This window comes from Rhodococcus sp. NPDC004095 (genome assembly GCF_053604015.1).
The window spans coordinates 56,477-78,881 of record NZ_JBSGGS010000015.1 but is presented as its reverse complement, the minus strand read 5'-3'; the positions used below and the strand labels follow the sequence as shown (position 1 = coordinate 78,881).

23 protein-coding genes are annotated in these 22,405 nt (G+C 68.6%); 8 read left to right on the top strand and 15 right to left on the bottom strand.

Annotation, left to right across the window (positions count from 1 at the left end):
• Positions 1-10: 10 nt before the first annotated feature.
• The 6 genes from ACWEPG_RS24130 to ACWEPG_RS24105 form a co-directional block, all read right to left on the bottom strand.
• Positions 11-2,332 (bottom strand): hydantoinase B/oxoprolinase family protein, encoded by a 2,322-nt coding sequence (locus tag ACWEPG_RS24130; RefSeq protein ID WP_450114654.1) that lies wholly within the window; start codon positions 2,330-2,332, stop codon positions 11-13.
• Between the two features lie 25 nt (positions 2,333-2,357).
• Positions 2,358-4,484: a hydantoinase/oxoprolinase family protein gene (locus ACWEPG_RS24125; RefSeq protein WP_450114655.1), complete on the bottom strand. Its 2,127-nt coding sequence runs from the start codon at positions 4,482-4,484 to the stop codon at positions 2,358-2,360.
• A gap of 30 nt (positions 4,485-4,514) precedes the next feature.
• The gene (locus tag ACWEPG_RS24120) at positions 4,515-4,934 is read right to left on the bottom strand and encodes an acetone carboxylase subunit gamma (RefSeq protein WP_450114656.1); all 420 of its coding nucleotides are present in this window, start codon (positions 4,932-4,934) and stop codon (positions 4,515-4,517) included.
• A 46-nt stretch (positions 4,935-4,980) separates the two neighbouring features.
• Complete coding sequence (locus ACWEPG_RS24115) at positions 4,981-6,900, bottom strand: hydantoinase/oxoprolinase family protein (RefSeq protein ID WP_450114657.1); 1,920 nt, start codon at positions 6,898-6,900, stop codon at positions 4,981-4,983.
• A 685-nt stretch (positions 6,901-7,585) separates the two neighbouring features.
• Positions 7,586-7,936 (bottom strand): enoyl-CoA hydratase-related protein, encoded by a 351-nt coding sequence (locus ACWEPG_RS24110; RefSeq protein WP_452595513.1) that lies wholly within the window; start codon positions 7,934-7,936, stop codon positions 7,586-7,588.
• A complete protein-coding gene (locus ACWEPG_RS24105; protein ID WP_452595512.1) occupies positions 7,842-8,099 on the bottom strand; it encodes an enoyl-CoA hydratase-related protein in 258 nt (85 codons plus the stop codon). The genes ACWEPG_RS24110 and ACWEPG_RS24105 overlap by 95 nt, the downstream gene beginning before the upstream one ends.
• Positions 8,100-8,152: 53 nt before the next feature.
• Between ACWEPG_RS24105 and ACWEPG_RS24100 the strand changes: the two genes are divergently transcribed.
• Positions 8,153-8,302: a hypothetical protein gene (locus ACWEPG_RS24100; protein ID WP_450114660.1), complete on the top strand. Its 150-nt coding sequence runs from the start codon at positions 8,153-8,155 to the stop codon at positions 8,300-8,302.
• Positions 8,303-8,395: 93 nt separating this feature from the next.
• Here ACWEPG_RS24100 and ACWEPG_RS24095 read toward each other — a convergent pair whose 3' ends face one another.
• Positions 8,396-8,860, bottom strand: a complete 465-nt coding sequence (locus tag ACWEPG_RS24095) for a pyridoxamine 5'-phosphate oxidase family protein (RefSeq protein WP_452595511.1) — start codon at positions 8,858-8,860, stop codon at positions 8,396-8,398.
• A 63-nt stretch (positions 8,861-8,923) separates the two neighbouring features.
• Between ACWEPG_RS24095 and ACWEPG_RS24090 the strand changes: the two genes are divergently transcribed.
• Positions 8,924-9,880 (top strand): helix-turn-helix transcriptional regulator, encoded by a 957-nt coding sequence (locus tag ACWEPG_RS24090; RefSeq protein ID WP_452595510.1) that lies wholly within the window; start codon positions 8,924-8,926, stop codon positions 9,878-9,880.
• A 4-nt stretch (positions 9,881-9,884) separates the two neighbouring features.
• Here the strand turns inward: ACWEPG_RS24090 and ACWEPG_RS24085 are convergent, their stop codons facing one another.
• Positions 9,885-10,847, bottom strand: coding sequence for a DUF389 domain-containing protein (locus ACWEPG_RS24085; RefSeq protein ID WP_450114663.1), 963 nt, complete (start codon positions 10,845-10,847; stop codon positions 9,885-9,887).
• A gap of 98 nt (positions 10,848-10,945) precedes the next feature.
• On the opposite strand from ACWEPG_RS24085, the gene ACWEPG_RS24080 reads away from it, so the two are divergent.
• Positions 10,946-11,857: an aminotransferase class IV gene (locus tag ACWEPG_RS24080; RefSeq protein ID WP_452595509.1), complete on the top strand. Its 912-nt coding sequence runs from the start codon at positions 10,946-10,948 to the stop codon at positions 11,855-11,857.
• A 131-nt stretch (positions 11,858-11,988) separates the two neighbouring features.
• Positions 11,989-12,864 carry an alpha/beta fold hydrolase gene (locus ACWEPG_RS24075; protein ID WP_450114665.1) on the top strand — a complete coding sequence of 292 codons (876 nt, stop codon included), beginning with the start codon at positions 11,989-11,991 and terminating at the stop codon, positions 12,862-12,864.
• Positions 12,865-12,873: 9 nt separating this feature from the next.
• Here the strand turns inward: ACWEPG_RS24075 and ACWEPG_RS24070 are convergent, their stop codons facing one another.
• Entirely contained in the window at positions 12,874-13,647 is a 774-nt protein-coding gene (locus ACWEPG_RS24070; protein ID WP_450114666.1) for a site-2 protease family protein, read from the bottom strand.
• A 115-nt stretch (positions 13,648-13,762) separates the two neighbouring features.
• Positions 13,763-14,491, bottom strand: a complete 729-nt coding sequence (locus ACWEPG_RS24065) for a hypothetical protein (protein WP_450114667.1) — start codon at positions 14,489-14,491, stop codon at positions 13,763-13,765.
• 126 nt (positions 14,492-14,617) lie between these two features.
• Here ACWEPG_RS24065 and ACWEPG_RS24060 point away from each other — a divergent pair, with 126 nt between their 5' ends.
• The 3 genes from ACWEPG_RS24060 (at position 14,618) to ACWEPG_RS24050 (ending at position 16,934) form a co-directional block, all read left to right on the top strand.
• Positions 14,618-15,118 (top strand): hypothetical protein, encoded by a 501-nt coding sequence (locus ACWEPG_RS24060; RefSeq protein ID WP_450114668.1) that lies wholly within the window; start codon positions 14,618-14,620, stop codon positions 15,116-15,118.
• A 94-nt stretch (positions 15,119-15,212) separates the two neighbouring features.
• Positions 15,213-15,524, top strand: a complete 312-nt coding sequence (locus ACWEPG_RS24055; RefSeq protein WP_450114669.1) for a hypothetical protein — start codon at positions 15,213-15,215, stop codon at positions 15,522-15,524.
• A 120-nt stretch (positions 15,525-15,644) separates the two neighbouring features.
• Complete coding sequence (locus ACWEPG_RS24050; RefSeq protein ID WP_450114670.1) at positions 15,645-16,934, top strand: adenylosuccinate synthase; 1,290 nt, start codon at positions 15,645-15,647, stop codon at positions 16,932-16,934.
• Positions 16,935-16,967: 33 nt separating this feature from the next.
• Here the strand turns inward: ACWEPG_RS24050 and ACWEPG_RS24045 are convergent, their stop codons facing one another.
• The 3 genes from ACWEPG_RS24045 to ACWEPG_RS24035 are packed head-to-tail and all read right to left on the bottom strand — an operon-like array spanning position 16,968 to position 20,874.
• The gene (locus tag ACWEPG_RS24045; RefSeq protein WP_450114671.1) at positions 16,968-17,510 is read right to left on the bottom strand and encodes a DUF305 domain-containing protein; all 543 of its coding nucleotides are present in this window, start codon (positions 17,508-17,510) and stop codon (positions 16,968-16,970) included.
• 38 nt (positions 17,511-17,548) lie between these two features.
• A complete protein-coding gene (locus ACWEPG_RS24040; RefSeq protein WP_450114672.1) occupies positions 17,549-19,075 on the bottom strand; it encodes an LVIVD repeat-containing protein in 1,527 nt (508 codons plus the stop codon).
• Between the two features lie 20 nt (positions 19,076-19,095).
• Positions 19,096-20,874: an alpha/beta fold hydrolase gene (locus ACWEPG_RS24035; protein WP_450114673.1), complete on the bottom strand. Its 1,779-nt coding sequence runs from the start codon at positions 20,872-20,874 to the stop codon at positions 19,096-19,098.
• A gap of 44 nt (positions 20,875-20,918) precedes the next feature.
• Here ACWEPG_RS24035 and ACWEPG_RS24030 point away from each other — a divergent pair, with 44 nt between their 5' ends.
• Positions 20,919-21,560, top strand: coding sequence for a TetR/AcrR family transcriptional regulator (locus tag ACWEPG_RS24030; protein WP_450114674.1), 642 nt, complete (start codon positions 20,919-20,921; stop codon positions 21,558-21,560).
• Between the two features lie 22 nt (positions 21,561-21,582).
• Here the strand turns inward: ACWEPG_RS24030 and ACWEPG_RS24025 are convergent, their stop codons facing one another.
• Positions 21,583-22,116 carry a methylated-DNA--[protein]-cysteine S-methyltransferase gene (locus ACWEPG_RS24025; protein WP_450136366.1) on the bottom strand — a complete coding sequence of 178 codons (534 nt, stop codon included), beginning with the start codon at positions 22,114-22,116 and terminating at the stop codon, positions 21,583-21,585.
• A 55-nt stretch (positions 22,117-22,171) separates the two neighbouring features.
• The gene (locus tag ACWEPG_RS24020) at positions 22,172-22,399 is read right to left on the bottom strand and encodes a hypothetical protein (protein WP_450114676.1); all 228 of its coding nucleotides are present in this window, start codon (positions 22,397-22,399) and stop codon (positions 22,172-22,174) included.
• Positions 22,400-22,405: the final 6 nt, after the last annotated feature.

Sequence of the window (22,405 nt, the reverse complement as noted above, 5' to 3'; positions counted from 1 at the left end):
AGAGGGGTGATCAGGACTTGCGGTGGACCACCTCGCCGTGCTTGGCCTCGAGTTCCTTCACCCGCGCGGTCAGCTCGGCAATCTTCAGTTCGCGACGATCGGGCATCATGATGATCGGCATCTTGTCGATCGTGGTGGTGACCCGCTGCGCACCGTGGACGGTGAAGTGGGTAGCGGTCAGTTCCTCGGTGTCACCCCAGGCGCCGTAGTAGAGCAGTTCCTTCGGAGGTTCCGGGGTGACGAACTGCTCGACGAACTGCGCATAGGGAACGCCGCGGGCGATCCGCGCACGGCGCATCGAGGCTCGCAACTCCTCAGTGGCCGCGACGTCGACGACGAAAGTCTGCGGCTCGTACACGACGCCGTAGATGTCGTGGGCCACCTTCCCCGAGATGCGGTCGATCTCGAGATCGGCCACCACATCCTCCGGGGCTCGTTCGAGCGGGTCTCCGTATCCGCCGCCGGTGCCCTGCGACATCATGTACAGCTCACCGTCCTTGGCCACGTCGAACTGCAGACCCATGTGGCTCGTGATGTACTCGGCCCCCTCGAACGGTTGCTCGTTCATCACCTTCTCGATGGACAGGTCGAATCGTTCAGGATTGCGCCGCAGCTCGTCGTAGACGTTGACGCCCTTGACCATCGCCAGCGGGTAGGTGTTGCAGCCGTAACCACCGAACTGTCCGGAGACGGACGAGAACTTCGCCCCCGAGGTGACGGTCATGAAGCCCCACAACGGGGTGCCTTCCGCCGCCACGATCATCTCGTAGCCCATGCCGCCGCGGTGCTTGCCGAAGCCCTGGTTGTCGCGGACGATCCGCTTGCTCACCAGCTGCATGAAGGGCACCTCCTCCTCCATGACCTCCTGCTCGGCGGTGTCGGCCATCGCGCAGAACAGGGGCGATACGGCGTCCTCACCGTCCCGGAACGCCTTGGCGCCGCCACCCATGCCGTTGAGGTCGGCGCACAGGTTGCCGACCTGGTCACCGTGCTGGGTGACCCCGCCCCACAGGAAGGTGTTGATCTGGTTGAACCACGGGGCGATGACGTTGGAGAACTTCTCCGGGTTGGAGAACTGCAGCTTCGCCCACGGGTTCTGCAGGGCCGAGAATCCGCGGAACGAAGCCTGCAGGGACTGACCCATCGGAGCGTCGTAGCCGGCATCGGACCAGGTGTGCTCGTCGGAGATGATGTCGATCGGACTCATCGCAGACGTGCAGCGCGGCAGATCCGGCCACCAGAACGCGAGGATGGCCTGCATCATCATCGACTTGACCGAACACAGAGGCGAATTGATGGCCCGGTTGAGGATTTCGGGTCCGCTTCCGCGCAGATCGATCGTCATCTTGTCGCCCTGGACGGTGATCGCACAGGAGAGCTTGATGAGGATGTTCTCCTTGAGCGTCGAGTCCATGAACTGGTTGAACCGGACGGTGCCGTCGGGCAGCTCGCGGATGCGGCGACGCACCTCGGCCTCGACGTCCTCGACGGTGGTGCGCAGTGCGGCGACGAAGGTGTCCACCCCGACCTCGTCGATGATCGCGTCGATGCGTTCCTGGATGCGTTGTACCGCACCGATCTTCACCTTCAGGTCGGCGAGCTGGAGCTTCGGATCGCGCACCGAGTGCTGCAGGAAGGTGAGCAGGTCGCGGCGTAGCTCGCCCCGCTCGACGATCTTGAACGGGCTCATTCGCAGGCCGTCGTCGAATGGAGTCTCCGAGCCGGAGGGCATGCCGCCGGGCTCGCAAGCGCCGTTCTCGCCCTCGTGGATGGTGGCGGCCACCCACGCGATGATCCGGTCCTCGCGGATGATCGGCATGATCATCGACTGGTCGGTGTTGTGGACGTTGCCGAATCGGGCGTCGTTGTGGATGAAGCCGTCGCCCGGGTGGATGCCGACGGTCGGTTCGTCCTTCCAGTACTTCATGATGTAGCGGATCGGGTGGTGCAGGATCGCCGAGAACGCGATCACGCCGTGGCAGGACAAATAGGTCACGTCGCCGGCGGCGGTGTAGATGGCGGTGGTGAGGTCCCCCCATTTGGCGCCCGGTGCCGCCCCCATCGCCTCACACATCTCGAAGCCCTCGTCGAGGGCGCCGGAAAGGCGCTTGCGGATGCGATCCACCTGGAGCGGGTCGACGCCCTTGGCGATGCACTCCTCCTCCAGCTCGCTTCGGGAGGTGATGTGGTGCGAACGCATGATCTCCCGGTCGGGGCCGAGGAACAGCGTGGTCTCGTCCATGAATTCGTCGACCCACCGCTGTTCCTGCTCGTCGAGCGACGCGAGGCGTTCGGCGGCGGCGTGGGCGAGGTCGTCGTGCACTGTGGTCATGACATTGTCTCCTGGTGTTTCTGCGCTAGTCCTTCAGGAACCAGACGGCACCCTGCGGGGAGGGTTCGAGGCGCCAGCCCGGCTCGACGAGATAGGTCGTGTTCTCGGTGGTGACGATCGCCGGGCCAGGGATGACATGCCGGGCGTCGAGGGCCTCGGCGTCGTAGACCGCGGTGCTGATCTCCCGCTGGTGCCCGACGAAGTGCACTTCCCGATGCTCGATCGGGACGGGCAGCGTCCGCTCCCCGTCGTGGTGCAGGGAGTCGAACTCCACCGTGTCGCCGTTGACGTACGACGCGACGCGGATGGTCTGCACGCGGATCCCCGCCTCGGGTGCGGCCGACCCCTGCCCGTACCGCTGCGAGTAGATGTCGGAGAAGGTGCGGATCAGGTGTAGAACGTCCCCGACCCCGTGGATCCGGTTGATGTCGAAGGACACCGCGGTCGTCACCAGCTGATTGCCGTACCGCAGGTCCATCTCGAGGCGATGCTCGATCACGTCGTCGGCGATGCCCTGCCGACGCAGATCCTCCGCGCCGCGTACCTCCAGCGCGGTGACGATGTCGTTGAACTCCTCGTAGCGGTCGTAGAGTCCGCGCGTGGTGGCGTTGTAGAGAACCACGTGCACGCCGCGTTCGTGGATGTGCAGCTGCTTCATGTTGCCGGCGCCGCACGCGGAGAACACCGACGAGAACGGCGGCGCGAGGATCCGGCGGATGCCCGCGTGGTCGGCGATACCGCACGCGTGCAGCGGGCCGTTGCCGCCGTAGGCGAGCATCGTGAAGTCCTCGGGCAGGTAGCCGCGCACCCGCAGTTCCTTGGCGATACCGATCGCCATCTGCTCGTCGACGGAACTCTTGATGACCTTGGCGACGTCGATGACGTCGAGGTCCAGTTCGTCACACAGGTTCTCCTCGACGGCAAACGCCGCGCGCTTGCGGTTTAGCTTGATGAAGCCGTTCGCGTAGTTGTCGGGGTCGAGGTAACCGAGCAGCAGGTCGGCGTCGGTCACCGTCGGGCGCAGACCGCCGCGGTCATAGCACGCCGGGCCCGGGTCCGATCCCGCAGACTCGGGGCCGAGCCGCACGGACTGGTGGATCCGGTCGTAGCTGGCAATGGAACCTCCTCCGGCGCCGAGGGTTTCGAGGTGAATCATCGGCACGGACACCAGCCACCGGTCGATGGTGGGTTGGAAGTCGTAATGCCTTACACCGCCGGCAGGCACCAGACCGATGTCGAAGGAGGTACCGCCCATGTCGGTGGTGATGATGTTGCCGATGCCCGACGACTCCGACAGGTGTTCGGCGGCACTGACCCCCGCGACCGGACCCGAATGGATGGTCTGCAACGCATCGGTCGAGTTCATCTGCGCCATGCCGCCGGAGTTGTGAATGATGAGCATCGGCTTGTCGTAGCCGGAATCGCGCAGGTTGTTCGCCAGCTGACTCATCGCGTGGAACATGATGTCGTGCAGGAAACCGTCGACGATGGTGGAGGTGGCCCGCACGTACTCGCCTTTGCGGCCGGACACCTGGTGGCCGAGCAACACCGGGATCGCGCCGAGCTGATGCTCGGGGTACTCCTCCTGGATGATCTCCATGATCCGCAGCTCGTGCGCCGGGTTCTCGGTCGAGTTGACCAGCGACACCACAAGCGCCTGAGCGCCGGCGTCGACGAGTTCGCGCACCATCTCGCGAACGTTCTGTTCGACGAGCGGTACGACGATGGTGCCGGCCGAGTTGACTCGCTCCTGCACAGAACGGATCAGGCTGCGGTGCACCAGCGGCTCGGGTCGTTCGGCGGCGGGCAGGTTCTGCTGCATCGACGGGTCCAGGCCCTCTCCGTAGCCGCGACCGCGGGAGAGCGGGATGGTGTCCTCGAAGCCGTGGGTGACGATGGCGCCGACCCGCGGTCCCTTGCGTTCGATGAGCGCGTTGGTGCCGAGGGTCGTGGCGTAGCGCACCGAATCCACTTGGGAAAGAACATCATCACGGTCGAGATCGGCGCGCCGGCAGGCGAGGTCGAGTGCCTCGTTGAAGCCCTGCGCAAGGTTGTGGTGGGTGGTGAGGGCCTTGGCCTCGACGTACTTGTCGTCCCAGGCGAAGAAGCAGTCGGTGAAGGTGCCGCCGATGTCGACGGATATGCGTTTCATGGTGACGGGAATCCTTGCGGTCGAGGTGATTCAGTGGTGGTTGCGACGGCCTTCGAACTCGCCCTCTGCGTCCTGCCCGGGGCCGTAGGTGATGACCTGTTCCGGGTCGGTGCCGCGTTCGAGCCACTGGGCGCGCAGGGCGTCGATGTCCCATTCCATGTCGACGGTCGGCGGATGACCCGGCGGGATGTACTCGGTCTCCATCTGCGTGCCGCACCCCGGGCAGTAGTACTCGAGAATCCGGCAGTAGTCCGGGTCCGGGGAGAAGGTGAACTCGTACCGGTCCGGGTCGATGATCGGCTGATGGATCTCGCGCGGGTCGCGGTCGTAAACCAGGGTTCCTTCCTTGTAATTGCCGCGGGCGCTGCCGAGTTCGTGGCGGCACACCCGGCACACCCACAGTTCGGTCTCGAGGTCGATGACCAGGTATTCGGTCATGGGAATTCGCATGTCGTGCATCCTTCGAAGCGGTCGGAGCAGGCGTCGCGCCTGCCGATCAGTGGGTGTCGGTGAGCAGCAGGTCACCGCCGGCGGTGACGTGGAAGGTCCAGCCGTCCTGCACCCGGGCGGTGAAGAAGGGGCCTTCGACGATGGCGGGGCCTGCGGCCGTGGCACCCGGCCGCTGATCGGTGAGCGTGTACACCGGAACCGCGGCGCGTCCGGCGGCGCCGAGCACGGTGCGAGCGCCGGTCTGCTCCGGTTCGCGGGCTTCGGCGAACGAGCCGTTGGGCAGCGCGATCCGGTTCATCCTGCGGGTGACGACGAGGGTCAGCGCGGTGGAGGCGCCGGCGACGACTGTCACGGGCTCGCCGGGCCGGTAAGCAGCCTCGTCGACGGTGATCCCGCGCTCGTCCTCTGTGGTGACGGTCCACGACAGCGCGCATTCGCCGAGGGCGTGGCCCTCCTGGAACATGTCGCGTTCCGCCTTGGCGAGCAAATCCGCCGCGGCGGCGCCGAGGGTTGCGTCGGTGGTGTCCGTGAGATCGGCTTCGTAGCTCTGCCCGATGTCCGAGAAGCCGATGCCGAACGCCGAGAACACCGCGGCCAGCTTGGGGATCAGCACGCTGCGCACCCCTGCAACGCGGGCCGCGCCGCAGGCGCTCATGGGACCGGCGCCGCCGAAGGCCGCGATCGTGGTCTGGTCGCTGTCCCCGACCGCGGGCGCGACGGCGGTACCCATGGCCGTGAAGTAGGCCTGTTCCATCGCCAGCAACGCCTCGTCGAGGGTGAGACCGAGCGGTTCCGCGACGGTAGCAGTGACGACCGCGCGGGCCCGGTCCGCGTCGAGGGAGAAGCCGCCGTCGAGGTAGGTGGCCGGATCGAGGACACCGAGCAGCAGGTTGACGTCGGTGATCGTGGCGGAGGTGCCACCGAAGCCGAAGCAGGCGGGACCCGGTGCCGCGCCGACGCTCTCCGGGCCGACAGTGATGACGCCGTCGGTGACCGCGATGACGGAACTTCCTCCGATGCCGGCGGATTCGACGTTCGACATCGGGAACGAGATGGGGATCCCTGCGATGGATCCGCGTCGATCGGTGAGGATTTCCCCTCCGGTGACAGTACCGATGTCGGTGGTGGTGCCACCGACATCGATCATGAGGACGTGCTTGAGTCCGTAGATCTCGGCGAGCGCCCGGGTGCCTTCGAGACCGCCGCGCGGTCCCGACGAGTAGGTTTTGAGGGCAACGGATTTCGCGACTCGTGAGGAGGCACCGTCGTTGCGATAGATCAGCAGCGGATTGCGGACGCGATAGTCGCGCAGCCGGTGCTCGGCGTTGTACAGGAATCTCTCCATCGTCGGATGCAGGAACGTGTTGATCACCGCCGACCAGATGCGCCGGGCCCGGGTGCGGTCGGTTGTGAAGTCCCACGAGTACAGGAACGGCACCGACCCGAGCAGGTGCCGCGGAAACCTGCGCAACAGGACCCTGCGGACCTCCCGTTCGCGGCCGTCGTTGGTGTCACCGATCGCGACGACGATGCGGGCCGCGCCGTCGGTGATGAGCCGATTGACCTTCACCACGAGCTCACCGTCGAGGTCGTCCGCGGCGGTGTCGATCACCGCGACCCTGGCGCCGACGAGGTCGTCGAAGAGGGCGCGCTGCTCGGGGCTACGGCGCAGCTCGTCGGCAGTGTCGGGTGAGTCGGTGATGATGCCGACACGGGGACCCTTGCGCTCGACGAGTGCATTCGTGCCCTGCGTGGTCGAGTATCGGATGTGCGCGGTCGAGTGCAGCAGCTCGGGCAGCTTCTCGGTACCGTAGATCTCCCTCGACACCTTGGTCAGGCCGTCGAACAGGCACTGAGACAGGTCGAACGGGGTGGTGAGCGTCTTGGTGAAGCTGAAATCGTGGCCGTCCCACGCGCAGATGTCGGTGAGGGTACCGCCGTTGTCTATGTTGATCAGTCTGTCCATGGTGTCCTCGGTCCAATGCGGTGTAGCGATGCGGATAAGAAGATCCTGAGACCAACGGCGAGATGTGAAGTGTGTCACTTGCGCACACCCGGTGTGATGGATGACTCAACCAGGTGTTTTGGTATGTCGGATACCTCGCGAGGGGCGAGCGCGACCTGTGCCGGCGGCGTGTCGGCCGCCGCCCGCGCGAACGACATTTCCGCAGGGAAGAGCCCCGGGCAACGCGGTGGTGACGCCCCGCCGGAGAGAATGTGTCCGGATTCGGGACACTGCGGGCGCGGTCGTAACCCGCCGCTGCAAACTGCCAAAGAGAGTCACACTGGCCGGCCGAGCACCGCGCTTGGTTGGTAGCTGCCGACGACCATGGGAAGCGCATCGGCTAGATCGCCGCCACCGCACGTGGAGGCGTCGATGCTCTTCGACCCTCAACGCTCCAAATCAGCGGGGATGCCTGAATACCCCGCCCGCTTGCATCGTTCTCGCCCTTCGCGAAAGGCGAAGGCTCGGCAGCCGAACTCCTGTGGACCGGCGGGCCACCCTTCCGCCCGCAGGGGTGCTCAAGTAGCCTGCGAATCAAGCGCCAGTCCGGTGAACTCGTACATGACCTGATCAACCAGCATGGGATCGGTCCGGCTGTCGACAAGCTCGAACCCGACATCGAGCCAACCTTCGCCTCGAGGCGAGTTCAGTTTCCTGACCACTGTGCCCTCTCCTTTCTCAGGAACGCAGATACCCCGGCCCGGAAGTCGTTGCTGCCGTACACGTGACGGACGGTGTCGGCTGATTCAGGCAACTCGGTGTTACGGATCCGCCGGAGCACTTCACGGGTAGCGGATATCGTCAAGGGTGCGGCTGCGAGGAGATCTCTCACCGCCTGCTCTTCCAGGATGTTGACGTTGTCGCGCTCCGCCACCTCTGTGACGAAGCCGATTTCAGCCGCCTCAGTGGCACCGAGCATCCGTGCTCGCGCCACCATGGACGTGAGCCGCGAGGATCCGATTCGGTCGGCGAGTAGGGCAAGAGGATATGTGGACATTGCATTGCCCAGTTCGTGCGGTCGGCAGCCCGAAGGATGAGGCTGGCGTCGGGATCCGGACGTCGCACGCGGCCGCCAACAATAGCCCCGATCCTGCGCAGGCGCCGTCGATCACCGCGAGTGTCGGTACTCGTACCCTCTCCAGTGTTTCGAGGACCGGCACGAATTGATCCTCGTATGCCAGCCCGTCTTCGCCGGTTGCGAAGGACCGGGAAGATGTCCAGCATCGTCTCCGACCGCAGCCAACCCGGCGTCACCGCGACCGCCGAGCCCCCGCGCGGCGCCAGTTCGTACTCCTGCGCCGTGGTCATCCGCTGCACCGCGGCCTTGACCAGGTCGTACCAGAAGCCGACCTGGTGCCGGTAGACGACGTTGGAGTCCGCGGTGCCGTCGGTCATCTCGACTACCAGCCCGCCCGGCCTGCTGATCAGCAGGGGGAGCGTGAGGTGGCTGGTGCGCTCACCGGCTGCGCCTGGTGACGCCGGCGCCGGGCAGCCACAGGTCGACGTGCAACTTGTCGTCCGACACGGTGGTCAACACCACCGAGTCGATGTCGAGTTCGAAGAACTGGGCATCGCCGCCCGGATCGTCCGGGTAGCAGTCACGGATCGCCTGCTTCTCCTCCCCGACGAGTTCGCGGGCACGCCCCGAGATCTTGGCGTCTCCGCCCTCCATCGAGTGGTGGCCAGGGTTCGAGTGCAACGCGTAGCGCGGGTCGCGCCGCAGGTCCAAGACCTTGCGGGCGTTCGGCATCGAGCCGAGCACGAGCAGCCCGAGGAATGTCTCCACCTCGGTGCCGCTGACCCGCGGCGACCCGTCGGCCCGCAGGGTCGCCAGTACGTGGTGTTTGTGTGCGGTCAGGCGGGCCCGGATCGCGTCGGCCAGGTCGGGTGCCTCGTCGGAGAACTGCTGCCAGGTCGTCATAGCGTCCAGTCTGCGGGACAATTCCTGACATCTTCTGTCATGAATTGTTCGTAGACTCCGCCCGTGCGATCCAGCAGACTGCTCGACCTGATGCTGCGCCTCCAGGGTGGGCCCGGCAGCACCGCCAACCGGCTGGCCGAGCAACTGGGTGTCTCGGTGCGCACCGTCTACCGCGACGTCGCCGCGCTGCAGGCCGCCGGGGTGCCGCTCTACACCGAGACCGGGCCCGGCGGGGGCATCAGACTGCTCGACGGCTGGCAGTCCAAGCTCAGCGGGATGACCGCAGCCGAGACGTCCGCGCTGATGCTGCTCGGCATCCCGGCGCTCGCCGCGGACCTCGGGCTGGGGGAGCAGACCGCGTCCGCGGAGGCGAAGTTGCTCGGGGCCATGCCGCTCCCGCTGCGCGCCGGGGCGCAGCTGTGGCGGTCCCGGTTGCACGTCGACGCACCCGGCTGGTTCGGGACCCCCGATCGGACAGCGAATCTCGCGGTGGTGGCCCGGGCCGTGCTGGACGGGACGCGCCTGCGGATCGGCTACCGCAAGGGAACCCGCACCACCACCCGTACCCTCGACCCGCTCGGCCTGGTCGCCAAGGCCGGCGTCTGGTACCTGGTCGCGGCCCACCGAGGCAGGGTCCTGTCGTTCCGGGTCGAGCGGATCACCGACGCAACGATTCTCGACGGCCGTGCGCACCGCCCCGACGGCTTCGACCTGGCAGCCTGGTGGGCGTCGTCGGCCGCCGAGTTCGACCGCTCCCTGCTGCGCTACCCGTGCCGGGTGCGGTTGTCCCCGGCCGCGTGGCGATCGTTGCCCGCGGTGGTCGGGGCCGAGGCCGCCCGGGTGACACCCGGTCCCGCGGACGCGGACGGCTGGGTGGAGGTGGACCTGCGGCTGGAGGCGGAAGACGTTGCCGTGCAGCAGCTCACCGCGCTCGGAGACGGTGTCGAGGTGCTGGCGCCCGCGGCGCTGCGCGCCGGACTCCGCGCGATCGGCGAGGCGCTGGCCCGGCGCAACCGCTGAGCCGTCACAACATCCGGCGTCGCCGGTCCAGCGCGGAGGCGCGGCGCACCGCCACCCGAGACCACACGGCCTGCTGGATCGCCAGGGTCGCCCACCCCGCCAGGGCCATCCCGGTCAGGTTCAGCAGCAACTGCTGGGTGCTGCCCCAGATCTCGTGGCCGGCGCCGAACGCGATCCCGAGACCGACGTTGCCCGCCGCGGGCACCGTGGTCACCGAGATGAACACCCCGGACAGCCCGCCCAGCTTCGATGACGTGAGCGACAGCACACCGGCCGCCGCGGCGATCACCGCGACGATGAACGACCACTTGTCCGGGGTGTAGATGAACGCCGTGTCCGGGCGCGGGCCGGTCACGTCCTCGAGCGTGACCCAGCCCAGCGCCCGACCTGCCAGCGCCGCCAGCGCGGTCGCCACGATCGCGACCACGAACCCGACGGCCAGGGTGCGCACCGCCGTCGCCAGCAGCACGTACCGGCGCCTGACCAGGGCGACCCCGAGCGCGGCGATCGCACCGAATTCCGGCCCGAGCACCATCGCGCCGATCACCAGGATCTGCGAGTCGGTGATGATCGCGATCCCGGCCAGCAGCGTGGCGAGGGTCATGAAGCTGAGGTACGTCCAGTTGAGCTCGACGTCCTCGTAGGAACGTTGCGCGACCTCCGCCCACACCACGGTGTCGGCGCTGCTGCCCGGGCTGCGCAGTTCGGCGTCGAGCCCGTCGCGGGACAGCCACGCGTGCACCGGCTCGATCTCGATGCTGCCGCGGTGGTGCAGACCGGTGCCGCGCAGCGCCTCGATCACCTCGTTGGCGACCTCGCGGGCGATATCCGCGTGCACGATGTCGCCGACCGGGCGCACCGCCACACCGCGCAGCACCGCGAGGCCACTGACCCCGGGTTCGTCCTCGAGTATCCGTACCGCCTCGTCCGTCAGATCGGACGGAGTCAGGATCCGCAGATGCAGCATGCGGTCAGTGTGCCGCTCGGGGCGGCCCGGGTGCGGGATGCGGCGCCGCGCCGGAATTCGCTTCCCGCGCGGGGGTGCGCTCGCTAGCATTCCCCGCCATGGCTACCCCACATCCTCGCGTGTACTTCGGTGACCGGATCGTCGACGCCTCGGAGGCGGCCCTGGGCGTGGCGACGTCGGCGCTGCTCTACGGCCTGAGCGTGTACACCGTCTTCCCGGTGCACGTGGACGGGGACCGGCGCACCGCGTTCCGGCTGCCCGACCACTTCCGGCGCATGGTCGAGTCCTGCAAGATCATCGGGATGGACGGCTTCGCCGCCGACTGGGACTACGACCGGTTCGTGTCGGCGGCAACCGAACTCGTCGCGGAGAACGCACCCACCGAGGACGTGTTCGTGCGGGCGAGCGTGCACGTCGACGAGCCCATCCCCGGCACGCGGGTCCGGGGCTGCCACACCACCGTCAGCATGTTCGTCTACGACGCCGTCCCGATCGTGCCGCAGAACGGCATGCGCCTGAAGACCAGTCAGTGGCGCCGCATCCCGGATTCGGCGATCCCGTCCCGCGCGAAGGTCAACGGCGCGTACGTGAACTCCGTACTCGCCAAGCAGGACGCCATCGACGCCGGCTACGACGACGCGGTCTTCCTCGACGGCAACGGGCACGTGTGCGAGGTCAGCGCCGCCAACATCTTCCTGGTCCGCGGCGGCACCCTGATCACCCCGGACCCGTCCTGCGACATCCTCGACGGCATCAACCGGCGTACCCTGCTCACCCTCGCCGCCGAGGACGGCATCCCGGTCGTCGAGCGCACCGTCGACCTCACCGAGCTGTACATCGCCGACGAGGTGTTCGTCACCGGCACCTCCGCCGGCGTCGCCCCCGTCCTCGAGGTCGACGGTCGCGTCGTCGGCACCGGCCGGCCGGGCGCGATCGGCGAGGCGCTGCGCAAGCGGCACGCCGCCGCCCTGCGCACCGACACCCTGCACGGCTGGGTCACCGAGCTGTAGGCAGCTCCGTCCCCCGCAAGCGGGAGGTGCACCCAGCCCGTGCGCACTTTTGGTGGTGGGAGCCACCAGAAGTGCGCACAGGTGGCGCAGCCGCCTGCGACGGATCGGGGTGGACGAAGTAACTTCGGATGATGAGCATCGTCAACGAGTCGGCCCCGAAATGGTTCGTCGACGCCCTCGCCGCCCCGGTCGAGACCGGCCACGTCACCGTTGCAGGCGCGTCGATCGCCTACCGCGCCTGGGGTGAGGAGAACCGGCCCGGCATCGTGCTGGTGCACGGCGGCATGGCACATTCGCGCTGGTGGGATCACGTCGCGCCGCAACTCGCGGTCGGTCGTCGCGTCGTCGCACTGGACCTGTCCGGCCACGGCGACAGCGACCACCGGCAGGACTACACCCTCGACCTCTGGGCGGAAGAGGTGCTCGCGGTGGCAGTCGCGGGCGGGATCACCGGGCGCCCCACACTCATCGGCCACAGCATGGGCGGGATCGTCTCGTACCACGCGTCGACCCGCTACGGCGATCGACTCGACGGGGTCATGATCCTCGACTCCCCGATCCGCGATCTCACACCCGAGGAACAGGAGATGCGCAGCCAGCGGCTGACCGCGAAGACGAAGGTCTACCCCAGCGTCGACGCCGCCGTGGCCCGGTTCCGGTTGGTGCCGCCGCAGGACACCGCCGAGCCGTACGTCTTCGACCACATCGCCCGGACCTCGTTGAAGGAGGTCGACGGCGGCTGGAGCTGGAAGTTCGACGGCAGCCGGATCGGCAAGGGCGGACGCAGCAGCCTCGACGGAACCACCGCCGGATGCCGTGTCGCCTACTTCCGCAGCGAGAACGGCATCATCACCCACGAACTGCTCGACCAGATGCGCCCCATGTTCGGGCCGGACGCGTTGGTGGTGGAGCTGCCCGCAGCCGGACACCACCCGGTGTTCGACCAGCCCGTCGCGGTGGTCACGGCCGCGCGGATCGTCCTCGACGCCTGGAGCCGATCCGCCTGACAGGTGCGGTCACAACCAGAAGCGCATCAGGTAGTTGCCGTACTGGGCCCACACACCCGGCACCCCGGACAGCTCGAACAGTCCGTAGACGGCGTCGAAGAAGACCCGGTTGATCGACGGCACGAACAGCAGCGCGATCAACGCCAGCATGCCAAGGCCCTTGTACTGCTCGAGGGCGTGGCGGGTCTTCGGCGACAGTGACGGCTCCAGTGCGGCATAGCCGTCCAGCCCCGGGATCGGGACCAGGTTCAGCACCGTCGCCATCACCTGCAGGAACGCGAGGAAGCTGAGTCCCCACCAGAACACCGGGTGGCTCTCGGTGTCGGCGAACAACCTGATCACGGTCAGCAGCAGCACCGCGGCGAGCGCATTCACCGCCGGCCCCGCCAGCGAAATCCGGCGGGCCGCCCCGGGCGGCAGCAGGTCGGTGCGCAGGTACACCGCCCCACCGGGCAGGCCGATGCCGCCGAGCGCGATGAACAGCACCGGCAAACCGATCGAGAGCAGCGGATGGCTGTACTTGAGCGGGTTCAGCGTCAGGTAGCCGCGGGCCGCGACCTCGTGGTCGCCGTACCGCCACGCCGTGTACGCATGGCCGAACTCGTGCAGGCAGACGGTGACCACCCAGCCTGCGACGACGAGCAGGAACACCCCGACACTCGCGGCCGTCGACTTCGGTGCCGCGCGCCACGCCACCACTCCGCCCGCGACCGCGACGGCCAGCACCGCCAGGAACACCGGGCTGGGCCGGACCCGCGCACGGCGGGTGTCGGGAAACGTCATGACCCCAGTATCGCCGCGGCGCCGACGGCACCGCCGTCAGCCGTGGATCGACGGCACCGCCGTCAGCTGCGGATCGACGGCACCGCCGTCAGCGGACCAATCTACGGCACCGCCGTCAGCGGACCAGCAGCCACTCCCGGGTGTCCCGATAGAAGCTGCACCGCTTGAGCGCGCGCGGGGTGGTGACGCCGTCCCGGGTCACGACCGCGCCGACCGCGCCGAGCTGCACCGCCCGGGCGGGCAGCCAGTGCTGCCGCAGCAGGCGTTTGCCCGCGCTCGCCCGCACCCCGGGCAGTTCGACGGTCGGGGTCACGCGCAGCACCGGGATCTCCCCGGAGAACACGCGTTCCGAATCGGCGTACGCCTCGCCGACGAGCGCGCCGCCGTCGGGCCCGGTGATCGTCGCCTCGCCGACGAGCGCGGTGCCCGAGTCGTCGCGGATCAACGGCAACGCGGCCGCCGCGCCGTCCAACGCCAGGCGCGCCGCCCGCTCGCCGGTGGGCAGCCCGTACAACCGGGTGCCGGGGGTTCGCTCGGCGGCGACGTACGCAACCTCGACCTGCAGTCGCTCGCTGCGCATCAGCCGGGTCAGCGTCGCGGCGAGGGCGCCGTCGTTCCCGACGACGACGAGCCGGGCATCCGGGTCGTCGTCGAGAACCGGTAGCAGAGCGTCGAAGTCGGGCTTGGCGGGGACGGCCGGTGCGGCCGTGAATGGCAGCGACGCCAGGGGCGCGGGCACCGCCGGATCACCACAGGCGAGTACGTGAAGGGTCAAGGTCAGCTCCGGTCGGTCCGCGGCGTCGGTCGCCCCCGACGATACGAACGCCGCCGCGACGGTCTCCATCCGGTGGTCCGATGGTTGCCGAATTGCCGGTGTGTTCGAGACCTGGCGGTTCTATCCTGATAGGTGCGGCCGGACCCCTTGCCACAGCGGCAGACCGGCTGCAACAGCCGACAATCGGAGCATCCGATGCTGACCACCGACGCGACCCGCCGCTCTCCCACCCGTGTCACCCGGTTCTGCCGATCCGGGCTCACCTCGGTGGTGAGCGAGATGCGAAGAGGCGGCACCGCCGAATCCTCGGCGGACCTGCGTGCCGCCGAGGATCTGCTCGAACTGGGCATCGGGCAGATGTCCACGCCCACCACCGCTCTCAGTCACCCGTTCCAGGTTCAGCCGGCGATCGGCTCCCACGTCGTGCATGCCGACGTCGAGCGGTCCACCGTCGAACCGGACGTGGTGCACGTCACCGCGGACCTGCCCGCCGACTCGCCGCCGGGGCCGGTGCGGGTGGTGTGGTTCAACATGCTCTCCCTGGTCGGCGGGACCGCAACCGTGGAACCGCGGCCGGGTCCGGAGGGGACGTACCGGGTGGACGGTGCCGTCCGCTCGGGTCCCGGGGTGGTGATCGCAGGCATCGTGCCCGGCGACAACGACGGACGACCCGGGTTCGCGTTGGTCGCCGAGTGACCGTGTCCGCGCCGGGCGGTCGAACGTTCGGTGCCCCCAGATCGTGAGAATCAGTGTGTGACCCAACCGGACGACCCATCCGAGGTGAGATCCGATGACAGCCGTCAGCGTCACCATGGTCAACACGACGAACGAGGAACTGGTCCTCGACCCGGAGGAATCGGCTCAGGCCGACGACGTGCCAGGCGCCCCATCGCGGATCGCCGCGCACGGGACGGGCAGGTTCCGGATGAACGCCTGTATCAGCTATCTGCTCGGCGGTGACCCGGACCGCCCGATCTATGTGCAGCCCGACGGGGCGGTGTGGGCGCCGCCGACCTGCGTCGTGCGGTCCGCCACCGACGAGGCGGGGTTGGCCGTCCAGGTCAGTCCGGCGCCGTGGCTGCACGAACACTCCGCGGCCTGAACCCGGATGTGATGCGCGCGTCCCGAACCCGCTGGGCTAAACTGTCGTCCCGGCCACTGTCCACGGACGGCTGGCCTCTGCGCTGAGATGCGCAGATGTCTGTCGACTCTAGGAGACGTCATGCCGGCAATCGTCCTCATCGGAGCCCAGTGGGGCGACGAGGGTAAGGGCAAAGCTACCGATCTACTGGGCGGCAGCCTGCAGTGGGTCGTGCGGTACCAGGGTGGCAACAACGCCGGCCACACCGTGGTCCTGCCGAACGGCGACAAGTTCGCGCTGCACCTGATTCCGTCCGGCATCCTCACCCCGGGCGTGACGAACGTGATCGGCAACGGTGTCGTCGTGGACCCGGGAGTGCTGCTCGAGGAACTCGCAGGTCTGGAGGAGCGGGGCGTCGACACCTCGAAGCTGCTGCTCTCGGCCGACGCGCACCTGATCATGCCGTACCACGTGGCCATCGACAAGGTCACCGAGCGCTACCTCGGCGCCAGGAAGATCGGCACCACCGGCCGCGGAATCGGCCCCTGCTACCAGGACAAGATCGCCCGCGTCGGTGTCCGTGCCGCCGACGTGCTCGACGAGAAGATCCTCACCCAGAAGGTCGAGGCCGCACTGGAATTCAAGAACCAGGTGCTGGCGAAGATCTACAACCGGAAGGCCCTCGACCCACAGCAGGTCGTCGAGGAGGTGCTGACGCAGGCGGAGGGCTTCAAGCACCGGATCACCGACACCCGGCTCGAGCTGAACCGTGCCCTCGAGCGTGGCGAGACGGTGTTGCTGGAGGGATCGCAGGGCACCCTGCTCGACGTCGACCACGGCACCTACCCGTACGTGACCTCCTCGAACCCGACCTCGGGTGGCGCCGCCGTCGGCTCCGGCATCGGCCCGACGCGGATCACCACGGTGCTCGGCATCCTCAAGGCGTACACCACCCGCGTCGGCTCCGGTCCGTTCCCGACCGAGCTGTTCGACAACCACGGCGAGTACCTGGCCAAGCAGGGCGGCGAGGTCGGCGTGACCACCGGCCGCGCCCGCCGCACCGGCTGGTTCGACGCGGTGATCGCCCGCTACGCGACCCGCGTCAACGGCATCACCGACTACTTCCTCACCAAGCTCGACGTGCTCTCCACCCTGGACACGGTGCCGATCTGCGTCGCCTACGACGTGGACGGGGTCCGCTACGACGAGATGCCGATGTCGCAGACCGAGATCCACCACGCCAAGCCGATCTACGAGGAGATGCCGGGCTGGTGGGAGGACATCTCGCACTGCCGCACCTTCGAGGAGCTGCCGGTCAACGCGCAGAACTACGTGCTGCGGCTCGAGGAGCTCTCCGGTGCGCGCATCTCCTGCATCGGTGTCGGCCCCGGTCGTGACGAGACGATCGTCCGGCACGACGTGCTCGCCTGATCGACCGACCCGGTCGTCGCGTCGGTGTGGCCGTCAGGGGTACGGCAACACCGACGCGGCGCGCGCGTTCAACGACACGGTCATCAGGGTGAGCTCCTGACGCTGGTCCTCGATCATCGCCACCGCCCGGGTACGTACGGCGGGGAGGTCCGTGGTCCGCGCAGTCTCCGCCGCCATCTCGATTCCGCCCTGATGGTGGCGGATCATCAGTTGTAGGAACAGCACGTCGCGCTCGACTCCGGCGGAGCCGGCGAGGCGGGTCAGCTCCTCGCCGGTGGCCATGCCGCCCGTTCCCTCGTGCCGGTGGCCGTCGGACTCCGGAGACTGCGGTGTTCCGGCCAGCTCCAGCCAGCCTGTCAGGGTTCCGATCTCGCGCCACTGCGCAGACCGGATCTGTTCGGCGAGTGCTCGTACGTCGGGTGCGGCCTCCGGGCCGAGCATCTGCACCATCGTGATCGCCTGCTGGTGGTGCGCCGACATCTGTTGGGCGAACGCGGCGTCCTCCTCGCCGAGCACGGGCAGCGGTGTCGGCTCCGGTTCGTCGCCACCGACGGCGACGCCGACGGCGAATCCCACTGCGGAGCACAGTACTGCTGCGACGATCGCCCGGGCACTCATCGCGGGTAGACCGCGCGATCCAGTTCCAACGCCATGAACCCGTTGTCCATGCAGGCGACGTAGAGCAGGTTGCCGTGGAACTCGGGCGGGGACAGACACCAGTCGGCCGACAGGTCGGCACCCACCAACCGGCTCTGGTCGTTGACGATCCCGTCGGTACCCGTCTGGCCCTGGATGACGGCCCGGGCCGTCGCCAGGGTGCCGATCATCGGCGGACCGAGGATGGCGCCGAGCGTCGCGTGCAGCGAGTTCGGCAGCTCACGATGCCGCCCCGTCTGGGCGGGTGGGTTGAAGTACGCGATCTCCCGGAAACGGTCCGGGTCGCGCACGTCGAACACTCGGATGCCCGACTGGATCCAGCTGCACGCCAACGTGGTCGGATCGTCGACCCGGTCCACCGAACAGTAGTGGGCGTCGTATCCGAACAGGCCGTTGCCCGCGGCGCTCGCCGCCCAACGATCCTGATGCTCAGGAAGATTGATCGCGAGTTTGGCACTGGTGCGCCACCTCGGGGTGGCCGGGTCCGCGATGTCGAACAGCTTGACCCCGCCGGATCCTCCCTCGTCGACGGCGAACAGGTGCGGCCGGCCGTCGTAGGTGACGTGGATGCTGTGCTGACTGATCTGCCCGTCGGTCCAGAACTTCTGCCCGAGATGGGGGAGCGGATGGCCGATCACGGTCCGGGGTGCGCGGTTCTGCACCGCGGAGACGTCGATCACGGACAGGCCCGCCAGGTTCGACAGGAACATCGTGTTGCCGTCCGGTGTGAACCCCATCCCGTGCGCGGCGACCCCGGTGAGCCCGCCCCATACGACCATGGGCTGTGCGGGGTCGGTCAGATCGACGGCGCTGACCCACCCCGGTGCGATGCCGGACGCCCAGTAGGTGTTGCCGTCCGGCGAGAACGCCCCCTCATGGGTGGTGATCGCGATCGGCATGTTCGGCAGCGACCCGGTCGTGGTGTTCAGCAGCCTCGGGTGGGCGCAGTCCTGGGAGATGTCGTACACGGAGATGAATCCCCCGCCTTCGATCAACCCGACACCGGTGCCCACCAGCAGCCCGCGTCCTTCGTGCACTTTGAGCGATTCCCACGTGCCGCCGAGCATCGCGGGTTCCGTGAGCACGGCCGTGCGGCGTGGAGCGGTCGGATCGCTCACGTCGACGACGTGCACGCCCGCGTCGGGGCCGAGCAGATTGGTCGGGAACGTCGACGCGATGTACGAGCAGTGCCGGTAGCTGGGGCTGACCGGCCCGGCGCCAACGCCCTGGTACTGCCCGACGAGGTCGATGTTGCAGCCGTAGCCTTCGCGGCTGCGGCCGGATACCCGGTCGGCGAGCGGAACCTCGCCCTGGATGCCGGTCTCGACAGGGTCCCCGGGGCGGCAGGTCGCGGGGTCGACCGCTGTCGGCCACACACCGGTGAAGTCGTCGAATCCTTCCGGCGGTGCCGCGTGTACCGGCGTCGCCCCCAGGACGGCGATCGCCAACGCCATCGCGGACACGATACGGGTCGCCCGGAACATGGTGTGCCTCCTGGTTCGGATCATCGGGCTGCCTCGGCGACCGATGCGGGCGTGGCGAGGTCGCGGAGGGCGGCTGTCACCACGTCCGGCCGTTCGAGCGGTGCGCAGTGCCCGCTGTCGACCTCGTGCAGTTCGAGTAGGGCGGGCAGCCGTTCGGCGATGTACCGGGACCGGGGGAGTGGGGCGATCCGGTCGTGCCGCCCGGCGATCACGACCGTCGGCACCGTGACTGCCGCTGGGTCGAGGCTGTCGACCAGGTCGACCAGCATCGTCCCGTAGCCGCGTCGGCCACGGGCGGGAGTAGCTCCGATGACGCGGTCGAGCCGGCGCCCGACGGTGGCGTCCGCACCCGCGGCGACGGAGACACGGGCCACCAGCTGTCGGCGGAGCGGAATCCGTTCGGGCAGGGGAAGGCCGGCAAGGGGTGCGGCCACGTGTGCGACCCGGCGGCGGGTGCCGCTCAACACATGCGGGCCTCGAAGGAACCGCACGTGGTCGAGGATCTCGCCGGGCGTGGTGTTGACCAGGGCGACTGCGTGGGTCTTCGCGGAGACGTCCTCCGGATAGCGCGCCGCCCAGTGCATGACGGCGATGCCGCCCATGGAATGCCCTGCGACGATGGCGGTCTCGCCGTCGGGAACGGTGGCTGCGAGCACCGCGTGCAGGTCGGCGGCCAGATGGTCCAGGCTGTAGTGTCCGTGCTTCGGCGCCTCGCTGCGTCCGTGGCCGCGGTGGTCGTAGGCGACCACCCGGAAGTCGTCGGCCAGGTCGCGAATCTGGTTGTGCCAGAACTCGGTCGAGCACAGGACGCCGTGGGCCAGGACGACGGTCGGTCCGGTGTCGTTGCCGTGGATCTCGGTGTGCAGGCGGGTTCCGTCGGCGCTACGGATCGACAGCACCTCGTACGGAGTCGCGCCGGTGTGGGGAAGGTCGGCCGAGCGTGCCGCTGTCACGGCTTTGCGCGCCTGCGGCACCAGGCGCAGTGTTCGTGGCAGCCGCGGGAGCACGGTGCGGGAGACGGCGGCGACGGCCGTGAACGCCAGGTGGTGTCCGCGGGTCCACCGAAGCCCGAACAGCTCCCGGAGTTCGGGTGTCAGCAGCCCGGCGGTGACCAGGGTGAGGACCGCCCCCGCGATCGGACGGACGGTGTGGTTCCACAGGACCGGCAGCCGCAGCACCGGAATCGGGGGTGGTGACGGCGAGCCGGCCACGGCGAGCACCTGATCGGTGACGTCGGAGCGTTCGAGGCGGGACGCGGTCATCTCGCCGAACCAGGCCAGGAAGCTCGGCCAGTCGGCGGGCATGTCCCGTTCGCGGATCCCGTACATCCGGCCGACCCGACGCATCTCGAGGTAGAACTGCTCGGCCTCGCCCGGTCGCCAGCCACGGCCCAGCACCCGCTGCTGGACGTGAACGCCGTGGACCAGGCTGGCATGCACCCAGTGGAACGCCTCGGCGTCGAGCGAACTCCATCGTCTGCCGTCGGGACCGCGGCCTTTGATGTCGCGGTGCCGTTCCCTGAGCGCCCGCGCCGCGGCCAGCGCATCCTCGCGGCCGTAGACGACCCCCATGATCATGTCGAGGGTGCGCTGCGCACGTCCGTAGGGGTCGGTCGCGAACACCGAGAACTCGCGGACACCGGTCGCGACGGTCGGGTGGGCGACGTCGACGAGCAGTCGGTGGGTCGCACCGAGGACGAAGGTCAGGTCGCCGAACACCGACCAGGCGACCGAATCGGGGCCGAGTGGTGCTGTGTCGCTCGGGATCTCACGGTCAGTGGCGGCCGATCCTGCTGTCATGCGACTATTGATAGCATAATAGTCGCATGGTCGATACTGGTCGCGTGACTCGTCCCGGTGCCTCGCTTCCCCGTCTGTTCGAGCGTGCGATCGGGCATGCGGGATCGCCGGAACCGTCGGAGTTGGAGGACGTCGCCGTGTACGACGCCGCGCTCGGAGTACTCGCCGAGCAGGGCACGCGGGCGGCCACGATGGACGATGTCGCCGCGCGGTCCGGAATCAGCCGCGCCACCCTGTTCCGCCGATTCGGTGGCAAGGATTCGCTGTTCGAGGCGGCCGTGGCCCACGCGTTGCGGGCCTTCCTCGACCGGATCACCGACACGTTCACGTCAGTCACCGACCCGACGGAGCGGATCGCGGAGGCATTCCTGGCCTGTCTGCGGTTGCGGCGGCGCTTCGTGGTGCGTGGGGTCGACCGTGGCGGGGAGTTGCTGGCGATGCTGTCGACCGGAACCCCGTCCGCGCTCGAGATCGGACATCGATTCATCGCGGCCCGCATCGTCGCGGCCCAGCAGGAAGGCCGGCTGCCCGGCGGCGACGCCAACCTGCGTGCCGAGGCGGTCATCCGGGTGACGTTGGGCTATCTGCTGGTACCGAGCACCCACCTGGACCTCGACGACGACGCGGCCGCCCGGGATCTGGCGCGGCGGGTCATTGCGCCACTCGTCACGGGCGCGATGACCTGACCGCTACCGGTTCGACCGCGGATCAGAACAGGGTGGGGTCGTCGAAGCCGGGGGTGTGCTCGGCGGCGAGCAGGGCGCGTTTGGTGATCGTGCCGCCGGCCGCGGAGAACCCGCCCACCGCCCCGTGCGCGGCGAGCACCCGGTGGCACGGCACCAGGATCGGAATCGGGTTGCGTCCCAACGCCTGCCCGACGGCCTGCGCGGCGCCGGGGCTGCCGATCGCGGCCGCGACCTCCCCGTAGGTCATGGTGCGGCCGGGGCCGATGGTGCGGGTGACGGCGTAGACCCGGCGGTCGAAGTCGGGGACGGCGGCCAGGTCGACGTCGACGTCTGCGAGCGGGTCCGGCTCGCCGGCGAGGAGCGCGGTGATGCCGGTGACGGCCCGGCGGGCGGGAGCGTCGGGTTCGTCCGGAGTCGCGTCGGGGAAGCAGTCGCAGAGGCGGGCGACGGTGGCCGTGTCGGAACCCTCCGGCAGCTGTACCCCGACCACACCGGTCTCGCGCCACACCACGGCGCAGCGGCCCAGGGCGGTGTCGAAGAGCGCATAGCGGGTCACCGGTCCAGTATGCGGCTCGGGTCCGACAGGTCCAGTTGTCGACAACTGGACTGGTTCAGTGTCGGGCAGCGACACGGGAGGCGGGTGCCTCCCGGTGCGAGCGGGCGGCGTCGAGGTCGCGGACGGCGCGGTCCGCGTCTCGGTCCTCCGGAATCCGTCCCACCAGCGGAGCGGCCGGTGCGAACTGGTCGATCCGGAAGACGTTGCGGCCGCGGCGGCGCGCGATCTGGCACCCGCAGGCGAGGAGGGTCAGGACTGCGACGAAGGTGAGTGCGGGCAACATGCGTCC

Bases quoted from the DNA above. Each gene is read 5' to 3' on its own strand.
- ACWEPG_RS24130 (WP_450114654.1), bottom strand. From the start codon at position 2,332: ATGACCACAGTGCACGACGACCTCGCCCACGCCGCCGCCGAACGCCTC.
- ACWEPG_RS24125 (WP_450114655.1), bottom strand. From the start codon at position 4,484: ATGAAACGCATATCCGTCGACATCGGCGGCACCTTCACCGACTGCTTC.
- ACWEPG_RS24120 (WP_450114656.1), bottom strand. From the start codon at position 4,934: ATGCGAATTCCCATGACCGAATACCTGGTCATCGACCTCGAGACCGAA.
- ACWEPG_RS24115 (WP_450114657.1), bottom strand. From the start codon at position 6,900: ATGGACAGACTGATCAACATAGACAACGGCGGTACCCTCACCGACATC.
- ACWEPG_RS24110 (WP_452595513.1), bottom strand. From the start codon at position 7,936: ATGTCCACATATCCTCTTGCCCTACTCGCCGACCGAATCGGATCCTCG.
- ACWEPG_RS24100 (WP_450114660.1), top strand. From the start codon at position 8,153: ATGTCCAGCATCGTCTCCGACCGCAGCCAACCCGGCGTCACCGCGACC.
- ACWEPG_RS24095 (WP_452595511.1), bottom strand. From the start codon at position 8,860: ATGACGACCTGGCAGCAGTTCTCCGACGAGGCACCCGACCTGGCCGAC.
- ACWEPG_RS24085 (WP_450114663.1), bottom strand. From the start codon at position 10,847: ATGCTGCATCTGCGGATCCTGACTCCGTCCGATCTGACGGACGAGGCG.
- ACWEPG_RS24080 (WP_452595509.1), top strand. From the start codon at position 10,946: ATGGCTACCCCACATCCTCGCGTGTACTTCGGTGACCGGATCGTCGAC.
- ACWEPG_RS24075 (WP_450114665.1), top strand. From the start codon at position 11,989: ATGAGCATCGTCAACGAGTCGGCCCCGAAATGGTTCGTCGACGCCCTC.
- ACWEPG_RS24070 (WP_450114666.1), bottom strand. From the start codon at position 13,647: ATGACGTTTCCCGACACCCGCCGTGCGCGGGTCCGGCCCAGCCCGGTG.
- ACWEPG_RS24065 (WP_450114667.1), bottom strand. From the start codon at position 14,491: ATGGAGACCGTCGCGGCGGCGTTCGTATCGTCGGGGGCGACCGACGCC.
- ACWEPG_RS24060 (WP_450114668.1), top strand. From the start codon at position 14,618: ATGCTGACCACCGACGCGACCCGCCGCTCTCCCACCCGTGTCACCCGG.
- ACWEPG_RS24055 (WP_450114669.1), top strand. From the start codon at position 15,213: ATGACAGCCGTCAGCGTCACCATGGTCAACACGACGAACGAGGAACTG.
- ACWEPG_RS24050 (WP_450114670.1), top strand. From the start codon at position 15,645: ATGCCGGCAATCGTCCTCATCGGAGCCCAGTGGGGCGACGAGGGTAAG.
- ACWEPG_RS24040 (WP_450114672.1), bottom strand. From the start codon at position 19,075: ATGTTCCGGGCGACCCGTATCGTGTCCGCGATGGCGTTGGCGATCGCC.
- ACWEPG_RS24035 (WP_450114673.1), bottom strand. From the start codon at position 20,874: ATGACAGCAGGATCGGCCGCCACTGACCGTGAGATCCCGAGCGACACA.
- ACWEPG_RS24020 (WP_450114676.1), bottom strand. From the start codon at position 22,399: ATGTTGCCCGCACTCACCTTCGTCGCAGTCCTGACCCTCCTCGCCTGC.